This window comes from Paraburkholderia sp. AV2, from assembly GCF_054968425.1.
Window position 1 is genome coordinate 1 of sequence record NZ_JBANLK010000088.1, and the last position, 13508, is coordinate 13508.

A 13508-nucleotide genomic window follows, 5' to 3' on the forward strand; every position below is an offset into this window, starting at 1 on the left:
GAAAGTAGGTGCCGCCCCGCACAGGGGCAACCCTGGCATACCACCACGAACACAAAGAAACACCAAAACAGCAAGAACTACGAATCAACCTCAAATCGCAGCCACAACAGCCTCACCCACAGCGGTAGTACTAGCCACCCCACCCATATCAGGCGTACGCGGCCCTTCCACAAGCACCTTCTCGATAGCACGCATAATCGCGTCATGCGCCGCCTGATACTGCGCATCGCCATTGCCGAGGAACTCGAGCATCATCGCCCCCGACCAGATCATCGCGATGGGATTGGCGATCTGCTTGCCGAAGATGTCCGGCGCCGAGCCGTGCACGGGCTCGAACAGCGACGGAAACTTGCGCTCCGGATTCAGGTTCGCCGAAGCCGCCAGGCCGATGGTGCCCGTGCAAGCCGGACCGAGATCGGAGAGGATGTCGCCGAACAGGTTCGAAGCCACCACCACGTCGAAGCGGTCGGGCTGCAGCACGAAGCGCGCCGAGAGAATGTCGATGTGCTGTTTGTCCCACTTCACCTCGGGGTACTGCCCGCCCATCGCGGCCACGCGTTCGTCCCAGTACGGCATGCTGATGGCGATGCCGTTCGACTTGGTCGCCGCCGTGAGCTTCTTGCGCGAGCGCTTGTTCGCCACCTCGAACGCGTACTTCAGGATGCGATCCACGCCGTGACGCGTGAATACCGACTCCTGCAGGACGAACTCGCGCTCCGTGCCCTCGAACATCTTGCCGCCCACCGAGCTGTATTCGCCCTCGGTGTTCTCGCGCACGACGAGAAAGTCGATGTCACCAGGCTTGCGGTTCGCAAGCGGACACGGCACGCCGGGCAAGAGACGCACCGGGCGCAGATTCACGTACTGGTCGAAGTCGCGGCGGAACTTGAGCAGCGAGCCCCACAGCGAGATATGGTCGGGCACCTTGTCGGGCCAGCCCACCGCGCCGAAGTAGATCGCATCGAACCGCGAGAGCGTCGCGAACCAGTCGTCGGGCATCATCTTGCCGTGTTCGAGGTAGTAGTCGCAGCTCGCCCAGTCGAATTGCGTGAATTCCACCGAAAGGCCGAACTTCGCCGCAGCGGCCTGCACGACGCGCACGCCCTCGGGCATCACTTCCTGGCCGATCCCGTCGCCCGGAATGGCGGCGATCCTGTACGTTTTGCTCATGTCTCGTTCTCCTTGGCTCGCCCGGATCGGCATTGATCCGCACGTCATGTCCAAGAGCATGCCTGAAAACACGATGGGGAAAAGCCGTCCCGGCGTGGAGCCATTCAACACGAAACGTGAATAATCGGGCCGTTGGCGGAGCAGTCAGCGGCAAGCTGAACCCGCTATTCGTCAGCCGGAAGGCCGCTAGAATGGCGGCACCCGTCAATGGAATGGACATCGTGCCCCTTTCTGCAACCCGCCGGAAACTGCTCGTCGGACTCCCTGTGCTGTTCGGCATCGGCAGCATGAGCCCTTCCGTGTTCGCCGCCGAATCTCCGCTCGCCGCCATCGAACGTCGCCACGGCGGCCGGCTGGGCGTGTTTGCGGTCGACACCGCGTCGGGACGAACGCTCGCTCATCGCGCCGACGAACGCTTCCTGATGTGCAGCACGTTCAAGGGGCTGCTGGCCGCGCTGATACTCGCGCGCGTGGACGCCGGGCAGGACAGCCTGGCGCGTCTCGTGCGTTACACCGGGCAGGACCTCATCTTCACGTCACCGGTGACCCAGGCACACGTTGGCGAAGGCGCGATGACCGTCGGCGCGCTGTGCCAAGCGGCCGTCGAAGTGAGCGACAACACAGCGGCCATTCTGCTGATGCGCAGCGCGGGCGGCCCGGCGGCATTGACGCGGTTCGCGCGCAGCATCGGCGACACGGTCACCCGCTCCGATCGCTACGAGCCCGACTCGAACCAGTCCCGCGGCCTGCTCGATACCACGACGCCCCGGGCCATCGCGCAATCCGCGCGCAGCCTGCTGCTGGGTAACGCACTGAGCCTTCAATCGCGCCGGCAACTGGAAGACTGGATGATCGCGTGCAAGCCCGGGCTCAACCGGCTGCGCGCCGCCTTGCCCGCGGACTGGCTTGCGGGAGACCGGCCGGGAACCAGTCTCGAAAGGGAAACGAACGATTACGCGATCGTCCGGCCGCCGGGGCGCGCCCCGTTGCTCGTCGCGGCGTATTACGACGCGCCGGGCCTCGCCATGGACCGTCGCGAGGCCGTGCTGCGCGAAGCCGGCAGCGTGTTCGTGCAGTGGGCCACGGCAACGGCGTGATGCGCAAAAGGCGACGCATGAGCCCCCCGGCAAAAGCGGCCAAACTCCCGTAAACTAACGGCCTTAACTCGCGCGCGGCGCGAGCCTCATCCCAACCCGGTGCTGCACATGTTTTCGCTTTCCGACACGCTCCCTGCCGAAAAATCCTCCCTCTACGCCACGCTGGCCGCTCAGGCGCGCGCGCTGATCGAAGGTGAACCCGATCTCGTCGCCAACGCGGCGAACTTCTCGTCGCTCGTGTTCAACTCGCTCGAAGGCCTCAACTGGGCCGGCTTCTATTTCTTCGACGGCCGCGAGCTCGTCGTCGGCCCGTTCCAGGGCAAGCCCGCCTGCGTGCGCATTCCGCTCGGCAAGGGGGTCTGCGGCACGGCCGCGCAATCCCGCGAAACCCAGGTGGTCCGCGACGTCCACGCGTTTCCGGGCCACATTGCCTGCGATTCCGCCTCGCAGTCCGAAGTCGTCGTACCGCTTGTCGCTCCCGACGGCACGCTGATCGGCGTCTGGGACGTGGACAGCCCGCACCTCGCCCGCTTCGACGACGAAGACGCGAAAGGCATGGAAGCGCTTTGCCGGGCCTTCGTGGAATTCGGCTGGAAACCGGCGGCACGCAACGCCTGAACGGCGACGGAACGCGTCTGCGCCCTGGATCGCCCGGGGGACCGGCTGTCCTTCGATCCGGATTGACCGGGGTCCCCTTAAACCGGCCCCGGCCCGCGTCACATTTCGATGATGACCTTCAGCGCATGCGTGCTGGCCGCGTGCGAGAACGTCTCATACGCCTTGAGCACGTCGGCGAACGCAAACCGATGCGTGATCAGCCGGTTCGGATCGATCCGCCCGGCGCACACCGTCTTGAGCAGCATGGGCGTGCTGACCGTATCGACGAGGCGCGTCGTGATCGACACGTTGCGGTCCCACAGCTTGTCGAGGAAGATCGAGGCCTTCTCGCCATGCACGCCGATATTGGCGATCGTGCCGCCCGGGGCCACGAGCTGCTGGCACAGTTCGAAGGTGGCGGGCACGCCAACCGCTTCGATCGCGCAGTCCACGCCAACGCCGTCCGTGAGCTTCATCACCGCTTCGACCGCGCCGGTCGTGCGCGTATCGACGCACGAGGTGGCGCCGAAGCGCGTCGCGCATTCCAGACGGTTGGCGTCCCTATCGATCATGATGATCTGCGCGGGCGAATAGAACTGCGCCGTCAAAAGCGCCGCCAGTCCGATCGGGCCCGAGCCGACGATGGCGACCGTGCTGCCGGGCTCGACCTTGCCGTTGAGCACGCCGCACTCGAAGCCGGTCGGCAGGATGTCCGAGAGCATCACGAGCGCCGCCTCGTCGAGGCCGGCAGGAATCCGGTACAGGCTCGTTTGCGCGTGCGGAATGCGGACGTACTCGGCCTGGGTGCCGTCGATGCGGTTGCCGAGAATCCAGCCGCCCGTCTTGCAGTGCGAGTACATGCCGCGCCGGCAGTATTCGCATTGGCCGCAGCTCGAGATGCACGACACCAGCACGTGATCGCCGGCCTTGAACCCCGACACGCCGCTGCCGGCTTCGTGGACGACCCCGACGCCCTCGTGGCCGAGGATGCGCCCCGGCTCGCAGCTCGGCACGTCGCCCTTGAGGATATGCAAATCCGTGCCGCAGATCGTCGTTTTCGACATCTTGACGATTGCGTCGCCGGGTCCCTGCAATTCCGGCATCGGGCGCGTTTCGACCGCGAAGCGGCCCGGACCGTTGTAAACCAGTGCTTTCATGTTCCCTCCATCGGCATTCGGAAATAGGCTGGCGGGCGCGCCGGCCGTTTCCATCATGCGCCGCGGCCGGCAGGCCCGATTGACTTCGATCAACTTGCCGCTCGGCGCGAAGCGCCGCGCAGATCCGGCATCGCAGCGGGCCGATTCACGTTTCGAGCACGTACTCGCCAGGCGCGGCGCCGAAGCCCGCGTCCGGCGTGCGCGCCGGCACCTCGCCCGTCGAACGCGCCCGCAGCCAGTCGCGCCAGCAAAGCCACCAGGAACCATCGGACGCCGGCGTGCCCGTCACGAACTCGTGCCGGCTGCGGTATGCCCCGCCGGGCTCGCGCGTCGCGCATCGATAGTAGCGGTGCGCATGGCCGGGCTCGGACACGATCCCGGCGTTATGGCCGCCCGCCGTCAGCACGAAAGTCAGCGCGTTGTGCGTGAGCAGATGCAGCTTGTAGACCGAACGCCACGGCGACACGTGATCGCGTTCGGTCCCGACGACAAACATCGGCGCCTCGATATCCGAGAGCGCGACCGGACGGCCGTCGACGCAGTAGCGGCCCGCCGCGAGATCGTTATCGAGAAAGAGACGGGTCAGGTACTCGGTGTGCATGCGGTATGGCATGCGCGTCGTATCCGCATTCCACGCCATCAGATCATTGCGTTTCGTTCGCAGTCCGAGCAAATATTCGCTCATCATGCGCGACCAGATCAGATCGCGGGCATTGAGCAACTGGAACGCGGCCGACATCTGCAAGCCGTCCAGATAGCCCTGGCGCCACATCAGCGCGTCGAGCTCCGCCAGCTCGCTCGCATCGATGAAGAGGCCGAGTTCGCCGGGCTCGCTGAAGTCGGTCAACGCGGCCAGCAGCGTGATCGAGCGCAGCCTGTCGTGCCGCCTGTCGTGTCGCCCGTCGCGCGCCAGCGCCGCCGCGCCGATCGCGAGCAGCGTTCCCCCAAGGCAATATCCCACCGCGTGCACCGCCTCGCCGCAGCGTGAGCGAACCGCTTCGAGCGTCGCGAAAAAGCCGTCGCGCAGATAGTCGTGGAGACCGAGATCGCGCGCTTGCGCGCCGGGGTTGCACCACGAAATCGCAAACACCGTGAAACCCGATTCGACGAGAAAGCGGATCAGCGAATCGTGCGGCTGCAGGTCCAGGATGTAGTACTTCATGATCCACGACGGCACGATCAGGATCGGCTCGCGCGCGACGTCGGGCATCAGCGGGTCGTACTGGAGCAGTTCGCACAATTCGTTGCGCCATACCACCCGCCCCGGGGTGAGCGCGACGCCCTGCCCCGGCCCCTGGGTTTGCGTTCCGCGCGCATGGACGCCGGACCGGCTCGCGGCCAGCGCAACCGCATCTTCGAACCAGTTGCGCGCGCCCGCCTTGAGGTTCGCGCCGCCCGAACGGATCGTCGCGTCGAGCACCACCGGATTGGTGGCGATGAAGTTTCCGGGCGAACACGCATCGAGCCACTGGCGCGCCGCGAAGCCCACCAGTTGCTCGTGGTGCCGCTCCACGCCCGGCACGCCGCGCGTGGCTTCGCGCCACCAGCGCTGGACGCCGAGAAAGCCGTCGCGATACATCTGGAAGGGCCAGTTCGACCACGCGGGGGCGGCAAAGCGCGGATCGGCTTCGCCCGCATGCACCGCCACGCCGCTGTCACCCTCGCCGTCGTTCGCACCGGGCGCCGCGACCGGAAACCGGGCCGCCGCGAACCACGCGTGCGCGGCGAGATCGAAGCATTTGCCCGGCGCAATCGCGAGATGCGCTCCCCAGTCGATCGCGGCCAGCGCGAGCGAGATCGGCGAGAGCCCGAACGTCATGGCGGCGATGGTCGCCTGGGCCGTGCGGTTCCACTCGTCGGCCAGCACGGTGGCGGGCGGGGCGCCCTCGGCGGCGCTCGCAGGCGTGCCAGAAAGGTTCGATGCCGCAATCCAGGGTTCGGCATCGCGCACGGCAGCATTCATCGTTCTCTCCCTTTTCGATTCTCGCCGAGGCTCGCGAGACGCCCCGCAAGCGCACCCTTCGCGCACGTCACCTGCATCGCCGTACCCTCGTGCTTCAACTCATGTGCATGCCGCCGTTGACGGCCAGGTTGGCGCCCGTCACGAACGCGCCATCGTCCGAGCACAGGTAGGCGATCAACGACGCCACCTCCTCGGGACGGCCCAGCCGGCCCACCGGGATCTGCGGAAGAATGCGCGTCTCCAGGATGTCGTGCGGCACGGCCTCCACCATCGCGGTGGCGAGATAGCCGGGCGAGACGGTATTGACCGTGACACCGTGCTTCGCGACCTCCAGCGAGAGCGACATCGTGAAGCCGTGCATGCCGGCCTTCGCCGCCGCGTAATTCGCCTGCCCGAATGCACCTCGCGAACCGTTGACCGAGCCGATGTTGACGATGCGGCCGAAGCGACGCTCCACCATGCCGGGCAAGAACGGCTTCGTGAGATTGAACACGCTGTCGAGATTCGTGCGCAGTACGTCGTCCCATTCGCGCTTCGTGAGCTTGAGGAAGCTCGCGTCGCGCGTGATGCCGGCGTTGTTGATCAAGACGTCGACCGCGCCGAATTCCGCCAATACCCGTTTCGCACACGCTTCGCAGGAGTCGTAGCTGGCCACGTCGAGCACAAAGGCATGGAACGTCCGGCCCGCCTCGCGTTCGCGCTGCAGCCAGGTCACCACGTGGTCGTTGCGCTCCGAATGCGAAACGGCGACGGTCAAGCCCGCATCGTGCAGTCTCCGGCTGATCGCGCCGCCCAGACCTCCCATCCCTCCGCTCACAAAAGCAATGCGTTCGCTGCGCATGGCAGTCCCTCCCTCGCAAGTTGGCGACCGGCCGCGAATCGGCGCGATCGAAATCTTGCTCAACTATAGGGAGCGGGCTCTGCGCACGATTGACATGCATCAATTCCGAATCGGTCGGAAGCGCGGCGAAGGCGACCGTGCCTGATTGACCCATATCAATTGCGATCAAGCCTCGGCGCCTAGACTGAGCCGCACACCCTGCTCGTTGCGCCGGCTCCCGCACAGGGGGAGAGCAATCGCATCCCGGAACCGAAAAAGGAAACCAGGCCATGCTCGACAACCCGATCGCGCCCGCCGCCACAGACGGCACAGCCACGCAAATCGACGAGTTCGCCGTGCGCTTCGCGCTGCGCCACGCAACGCTCGCGCCATCGAGCCACAACAGCCAGCCGTGGCGTTTCGTACTCGGCGAGAATTGCGTGATGCTGTGCGCGGACCGGTTGCGCGCCTTGCCGGTGGTCGACCCCTACGACCGCGAACTCATCATCAGTTGCGGCGCAGCGCTCTTCAATCTGCGCGTGGCGCTCGCGAGCCTCGGCATCGGCTATGCGATCACGCTCTTCCCGTCGAGCGCCGACCCCGATCTGCTCGCCGAAGTGCGTCTGCTGCGAAACCGTGTCACCGGGGCGGAACTGGCTCCCCTCGTGAATGCGATACCCGAGCGAGTCACCACACGCCGCCCGTTCTCCCCGGAGCCCGTCGAAATCGCCGTCGAGCGGCATCTGATGGAAGCCGCGCGCGCCGAACAGGTCGAAGTAGCGTGCGCGAGCGCAATGGAGCCGCGCAATGCGATTGCCGATCTCGTGGCCGTTGCCGACCGCCAGCAGTTCGCCGACTCGCGGTTCAGGCGCGAGCTTGCGAAATGGATCCATCCGCACCACACCGACGACGGCATGCCGGACTACGCAGCCGGACTCGGCGACCTTCTCGACTTTGCGAGGCCGCTGATGGCGTCCGCGATCCGGACGTTCGACCTGGGCGGCGGCGTAGCCGCCACGCATCGCGAACTTGCGGCGGGCTCGCCGCTGCTGCTTTGCCTCGCCACCGGCGTCGACGATGCGCAAGCCTGGCTCGCCGCAGGCCAGGCGCTCGAACGGGTATTGCTGGTGGCGACCCTGCACGGACTCTGTGCCTCTTACCTGAACCAGCCCATCGAGGTGGAGGCGCTGCGCGCACGGATTGGCGCGCTATTCGACCTGCCGGACACCTGCTATCCGCAGCTCCTCCTGCGCATCGGATACGGGATGCCGGACGCGGCGACGCCGCGCCGCCCCCTCGGCCAGGTCGTATCGTAGGCACATCGCGAGGAGAGCATGATGAAGCTGACCTTCCTGGGCGCGGCACAAACGGTCACCGGTTCGCACTACCTGCTGGAAGCACAAGGCAAGCGCGTGCTGATCGACTGCGGACTGTTCCAGGGCACGAAAAACCTGCGCCAGCGCAACTGGGATCCCCTGCCCTTTCCCGCCGATACGCTCGATGCGGTCATTCTCACGCACGCGCACATCGATCATTGCGGCTACCTGCCGGTACTGGCGCGCAATGGCTATCGCGGGCCGGTCTATTGCACGCCGGGCACGGCCGACCTGTGCGCGGTGATGCTGCGCGACAGCGCCCGCCTGCAGGAAGAAGACGCCGCCTTTGCAAACCGCCACGGCTACTCGAAGCACCATCCCGCCCTACCGCTCTACACGCTCGAAGACGCCGAAGCGGCGCTGCGGCTCATCGGTCCGCGCGACTTCGACGTACCGGTCTCACTCGACGAACGCCTGACTTTCCGGCTGCTGCCCGCCGGGCACATCCTCGGCGCGGCAAGCGTCGTGGTGTGCTGCGGGCATACGATAGTCGCGTTCTCCGGCGACCTCGGCCGCCCCGAGGACCCGCTCATGCGCGCGCCCGCGCCGCCGGCGCATGCCGACTATCTCGTGGTCGAGTCGACCTATGGCGACCGGCTGCACGCCACGCTCCATCCGGAGGACGAACTGGCCGAGATGTTCGCGCGCACGTTCGCGCGCGGCGGTGTCGTCGTGATGCCCTGCTTCGCCGTGGGACGTGCGCAGGAAGTGCTCTACTACATTGCCCGCCTCAAAGAGACAGGGCGCATGGCCAACGTCCCGGTCTTTCTCGACAGTCCGATGGCGATCAGCGTCACCGACCTTTACCGCCGCCACATGCGCGACCACCGGCTGACGGTCTCGCAGTTGCACATCATCGACCACGCGGCATTCATGACCCGGACCATCGACGATTCGAAGGCCATCGCGTCGCGCGACGGACCGATGGTCATCATCGCAGGCAGCGGCATGGCCACGGGCGGGCGTGTGCTGCATCACCTGAGCCTGTACGCCTCCGACCCGCGCAATACGATCGCCCTTGTCGGCTACCAGGCGCCCGGCACGCGCGGCGCGGCTCTCGAGGCGCACGCTCCGGCGATCAAGCTGCATGGCGATTACGTCCGCGTGCGCGCCGAGGTGTCCTCGATCTCGTCGCTTTCCGCCCATGCCGACTATCGGGAGACGCTGCGCTGGCTGGCCGGCATGGCATGCCCGCCCATCCGCACGTTCGTGACGCATGGCGAACCCGCTGCGGCCGATGCGCTGCGCCGGCGCATTACCGAAACGCTGCACTGGAATTGCAGCGTGCCGGGATATGGGGAGACGGTCGACCTTCCCGAAGAGCCCGATCGCGATCGTTCATGCCCGCCGGGCGAACCCACAGGCACGCCGAATCTGCCCGCCTGAACGGCGGTTTGCCGGATCGCCGCCTGGCCCGTGCGGCGCTTCCGCGGCGGCCGGGAGCGTTTGCGCCGCCGGGCGACGAGCAGGTTTTTCGCCGCGCCCGTTCGCGCGCCACGTAAAATTGCGATAACTGGCCCACGTGGAATCGAACGTCGGGTTCCTTCCACTGCAACCCCTACTTCACGCGAATGGCTTACGCTCCCGTCCCGTGCAAGCGTTTCGCCCTGCGCCATGACCTGAGGTCGGGCGCCGATCCGCGCGCCGCGCGCGGCGCGGCGCGGCGACTCGCCGGCCGGATCCGCCAGCCCGCCGTAGCGGCGGCGCTGGCGTTCGTCAACGCATGCGCGTTTGGCGGCACGACGCTCGCGCTCGACACGAGCGCCAACGGCAGCCCGCTGCTCATGGGCGCGGTCGCCTGCGCGGCCGTCATCCTCCTCGCGGTCGCCGTCATTGCCGCCGTTTGCGCGCTGATCGCGTTTCGCCTCGCCCGCGCGCGCGCCACCCCCGCCCCGGCCCCCGCCGAGGGCAGCGCGCGCCAGAACGAAGCGCGCATGATGGGCATCATCCGCTCCTCGATGGAGGCCATCATCACCGTGGACGAGAACCAGCGGATCGTCATCTTCAATCCCGCCGCCGAATTCGTATTCGGCCTCTCCGCCATGGAAGCGATCGGCTCGCCGCTTTCGCGCTTCATTCCCGAGCGGTTTCGGACGGCCCACGAGCGGCACGTCGAGCAGTTCGGCGCCACCGGCGTCACCGAGCGCTCGATGGGCCACCAGCAGCGCGTTCTCCACGGCCTGCGCGCCAACGGCGAGGAGTTTCCCATCGAGGCGTCGATTTCGCAGATCCGCGACGTCTCCGGCAAGCTCTACACGGTCATGCTGCGCGACATCACCGAGCGGTTGCGGGCGGAAAACTCCCTCAAGCGCTCGCGCGAAGAACTGCGCGAACTCTCCGCCAATCTGCAGAACGTGCGCGAGGCCGAAAAAACCCGCATCGCACGCGAGCTTCACGACGATCTCGGCCAGCAGCTCACCGCGCTCAAGATCGACCTCTCCGCGCTGGAGCACCGGCTCGGCGACACCCTCGACCCCGACGTCGCGGCGCGTATCGCGGGCATGAGCAAGCTGATCGATTCGACCGTCCGGGCAGTGCGGCGCATCGCAGCCGACCTGCGGCCCGTCATGCTCGACGATCTCGGACTCGTCCCGGCAATCGAGTGGCTCGCGAACGACTTCACGAGCCGCTACGGCATCGCCGTCCAGCAACACCTCCACACCGGCCACACGGTGTTTTCGAACGCCGCGGCCTCCACCCTCTTTCGCATTGTCCAGGAAGCGCTCACGAACGTTGCCCGCCATGCGGAAGCCAGCCTCGTGGTCCTGACACTCGAAGTCGAGGGGCAGCACTGCGCCTTGCGCATCGTCGACAACGGCCGCGGCACGCACGGCGATCCCGGCAGCGCGCCGCATCGCACCCGCCACGACAAGTCGTTCGGACTGCTGGGCATTCGCGAGCGCGCGCACATGCTCAACGGCACTGTCGAGATCGATACCGCGCCGGGGGAAGGCTTTGCCATCTGCTTCACGTTCGAACTCGACGCCCTCCAATCCGAAGAGAACGCTTCATGATCAAAGTGATCATCGCCGACGACCATACGCTCGTGCGTGACGGGCTGCGCCGCATCCTCGAAAGCGCCCGCGATTTCGAAGTCGTGGGAGAAAGCTGCGACGGCGCCACCACGCTCGCGCTCGTGCGCGAGTGCGACGCCAGGGTTCTGGTGCTCGATCTGTCGATGCCGGGGCGCAGCGGCGTGGAACTCATCAAGCAGATCAAGGACGAGCAGCCCGGGTTGCGGATCCTCGTGCTGACCATGCACGCCGAACATCAATATGCGGTGCGCGCGTTCAAGGCGGGCGCCTCGGGCTACCTCACGAAGGAAAGCGCCAGCGCGGAACTCGTGAGCGCCGTGACGAAAGTGGCCTCCGGAGGGGTCTACGTGAGCATGGCGATGGCGGAGCGCTTCGCGCAGAGCCTGAACGAACCTGCCGACGCGCTCCCGCACCAGCGCCTCTCCGATCGCGAATTCGAGGTCTTCCGGCGTATCGCCTCCGGAGAGACCATCACGGAAATCGCGCAAACGCTTTGCGTGAGCGCCAAGACCGTGAGCACCTACAAGGTCCGCATCCTCGAAAAAATGCAGATGCCGCACGAGGCCGCGCTCGTGCGTTACGCCCTGCGCCACAAGCTGCTCGACGATCAGGACGAACCCTGAGCCGCAGAAACCGCGCTGCGGCGCGGCGCGGCGCGGCGTCGCACGATTGTAGGAATCGCCCTACACGACTTCCATTCTACGTACGCCACTTTCCACCGTCGCCGATTTATTTTTGAGATGGCGCCGCCGATACTGGCTGCATGGAAGTCCAACGCATTCACCCGAAACTGAACGTTTTCCTCGTCGAGGATGCGGTGCCGGTACGTCGAAGAATCGCCGAGGCATTCTCGGCCATTCCGGACGTGATCGTGGTGGGCGAGGCCGAAGATACGGCCACCGCCCTGGCCAAAATCGCATCGAGCGGTGCGGACGTCGCGGTCGTCGATCTGAGACTGATTGCGAGCAACGGCATCGAGCTCGTCGCCCAGCTTTCGCGCGAGCAGCCATCGGTCGTCACGGTCGTGCTGACGAACCACGCCAGCGCGCCGTTCCGGGTGGCCTGCCAACGTGCCGGCGCCGACTTCTTCTTCGACAAGACGTCCGAATTCGACGCCGCCTGCCATACCCTCGAAGCGCTTGTGAAGCAGCGCGCGAATACCGCGCGCTGAACTGGAGATGACCATGTATGCCGAAGCCGCCTGCGATTTCCCCCTGCCCGCGACGTCACCGGGATACCGGCCCGTGGTGCCCCTGAACCCCGTGGCTCGCGAGGCCGCGGCGCGCCAACCCGTCTCGCGCTGCTCCACCTGTTCGTTGCGCGCGGTCTGCATGCCGCCGGATCTCACGTCCACCGAACTCCAGCAACTCGATACCGTCGTCCACACGACCCGCAGCGTACGCCGCGGCGAAGCGCTGTTCCGGACGCACGACGCGTTCCAGAGCCTCTATGCCGTGCGCACGGGCTCGTTCAAGACCATCGTCATGCATCGCGACGGCCGCGAACAGGTCACCGGTTTCCAGATCCCCGGCGAACCGCTCGGGCTCGACGGCGTATGCTCCGGCACGCACAGTTGCGAAGCGATCGCGCTCGAGGACAGCACCGTCTGCATCATTCCGTTCGGCCAGTTCGAATCGCTGTGCCGCGAAAGCCACCGCATGCAACGCCATCTCTACCAGTTGATGAGCGGCGAGATCGTGCGCGAATCGAGCCTCATGCTGCTGCTCGGCACGATGACCGCGGAACAGCGACTCGCCTCCTTCCTGCTCGATCTCGCCGCCCGCTTCAGAAGGCGCGGCTACTCCGGCACGCAGTTCAACCTGAAAATGAGCCGCGAAGAGATTGGATGCTTTCTCGGCATGAAGCTCGAAACCGTGAGCCGCATGTTCTCGCGCTTTCACCGGGAAGGGCTCGTCGAGCCGAGCGGCAAGCAGATTCGCATCGTCGATGCCGAGGGCCTTGCGCGCGTGTGAGGCGGGAGCGACCCGCTGGATCGCCGCCCCGTCCTACACCCCGAAGACATGGCCGTTCTTCAGCTCGATCCACATCATGCCCGCGCGCAAACCATCCAGCACCGCAGCCTCCTCGGTTTCGAATGCCCGGTAATGAGCAAAAACGTGGCCGAACTCCGGCTCGGGCGCACTCTGCGTGATACTGATCTGGCAGGTAAACCCGCCTTGTGCCGCGGGCGACGTGACCGCCTCGACGATCCATTTGCCTGAGTCGACTGTACCTCTTAGAGACGGTTTCATAAAGGCTGTTGAGTTCGCTGAAGAGTGTTCCAGCAGATCAG

Annotated in this window: 12 protein-coding genes and 1 pseudogene; 8 read left to right on the forward strand and 5 right to left on the reverse strand. The window is 66.2% G+C overall.

Annotation, left to right across the window (positions count from 1 at the left end; all coding sequences use genetic code 11):
* Window positions 1–90: 90 nt before the first annotated feature.
* The gene (locus V8683_RS30685) at window positions 91–1170 is read right to left on the reverse strand and encodes a tartrate dehydrogenase (RefSeq protein WP_411193404.1); all 1080 of its coding nucleotides are present in this window, start codon (window positions 1168–1170) and stop codon (window positions 91–93) included.
* 221 nt (window positions 1171–1391) lie between these two features.
* Here V8683_RS30685 and bla point away from each other — a divergent pair, with 221 nt between their 5' ends.
* The gene (bla, locus tag V8683_RS30690) at window positions 1392–2267 is read left to right on the forward strand and encodes a class A beta-lactamase (protein WP_411193405.1); all 876 of its coding nucleotides are present in this window, start codon (window positions 1392–1394) and stop codon (window positions 2265–2267) included.
* Between the two features lie 108 nt (window positions 2268–2375).
* The gene (locus V8683_RS30695; protein ID WP_411193406.1) at window positions 2376–2885 is read left to right on the forward strand and encodes a GAF domain-containing protein; all 510 of its coding nucleotides are present in this window, start codon (window positions 2376–2378) and stop codon (window positions 2883–2885) included.
* A 98-nt stretch (window positions 2886–2983) separates the two neighbouring features.
* Here V8683_RS30695 and V8683_RS30700 read toward each other — a convergent pair whose 3' ends face one another.
* From V8683_RS30700 to V8683_RS30710, 3 genes are all read right to left on the reverse strand, one after another.
* A complete protein-coding gene (locus V8683_RS30700) occupies window positions 2984–4021 on the reverse strand; it encodes a zinc-dependent alcohol dehydrogenase family protein (RefSeq protein ID WP_411193407.1) in 1038 nt (345 codons plus the stop codon).
* 145 nt (window positions 4022–4166) lie between these two features.
* Window positions 4167–5984, reverse strand: a complete 1818-nt coding sequence (locus tag V8683_RS30705; protein ID WP_411193408.1) for a PHA/PHB synthase family protein — start codon at window positions 5982–5984, stop codon at window positions 4167–4169.
* A 94-nt stretch (window positions 5985–6078) separates the two neighbouring features.
* The gene (locus tag V8683_RS30710; RefSeq protein WP_411193409.1) at window positions 6079–6825 is read right to left on the reverse strand and encodes a beta-ketoacyl-ACP reductase; all 747 of its coding nucleotides are present in this window, start codon (window positions 6823–6825) and stop codon (window positions 6079–6081) included.
* A gap of 269 nt (window positions 6826–7094) precedes the next feature.
* Between V8683_RS30710 and V8683_RS30715 the strand changes: the two genes are divergently transcribed.
* The 6 genes and pseudogenes from V8683_RS30715 (at window position 7095) to V8683_RS30740 (ending at window position 13188) form a co-directional block, all read left to right on the forward strand.
* Window positions 7095–8120, forward strand: coding sequence for an Acg family FMN-binding oxidoreductase (locus V8683_RS30715; RefSeq protein ID WP_411193410.1), 1026 nt, complete (start codon window positions 7095–7097; stop codon window positions 8118–8120).
* A gap of 21 nt (window positions 8121–8141) precedes the next feature.
* The gene (locus V8683_RS30720) at window positions 8142–9566 is read left to right on the forward strand and encodes an MBL fold metallo-hydrolase RNA specificity domain-containing protein (protein WP_411193582.1); all 1425 of its coding nucleotides are present in this window, start codon (window positions 8142–8144) and stop codon (window positions 9564–9566) included.
* Between the two features lie 239 nt (window positions 9567–9805).
* Window positions 9806–11194 (forward strand): annotated as a pseudogene (locus tag V8683_RS30725) (PAS domain-containing sensor histidine kinase); the annotation flags it as partial.
* Window positions 11191–11838, forward strand: coding sequence for a response regulator (locus V8683_RS30730; protein WP_411193411.1), 648 nt, complete (start codon window positions 11191–11193; stop codon window positions 11836–11838). The pseudogene V8683_RS30725 and the gene V8683_RS30730, both read left to right, overlap by 4 nt.
* Window positions 11839–11978: 140 nt before the next feature.
* On the forward strand, window positions 11979–12386 hold the full coding sequence (locus V8683_RS30735; RefSeq protein ID WP_411193412.1) for a response regulator: 408 nt from the start codon (window positions 11979–11981) through the stop codon (window positions 12384–12386).
* A gap of 13 nt (window positions 12387–12399) precedes the next feature.
* Window positions 12400–13188: a helix-turn-helix domain-containing protein gene (locus V8683_RS30740; RefSeq protein WP_411193413.1), complete on the forward strand. Its 789-nt coding sequence runs from the start codon at window positions 12400–12402 to the stop codon at window positions 13186–13188.
* 33 nt (window positions 13189–13221) lie between these two features.
* On the opposite strand, the gene V8683_RS30745 is transcribed toward V8683_RS30740, so the two are convergent.
* A partial coding sequence (locus V8683_RS30745; RefSeq protein ID WP_462880726.1) for a hypothetical protein occupies window positions 13222–13508 on the reverse strand: 287 nt, incomplete at its 5' end.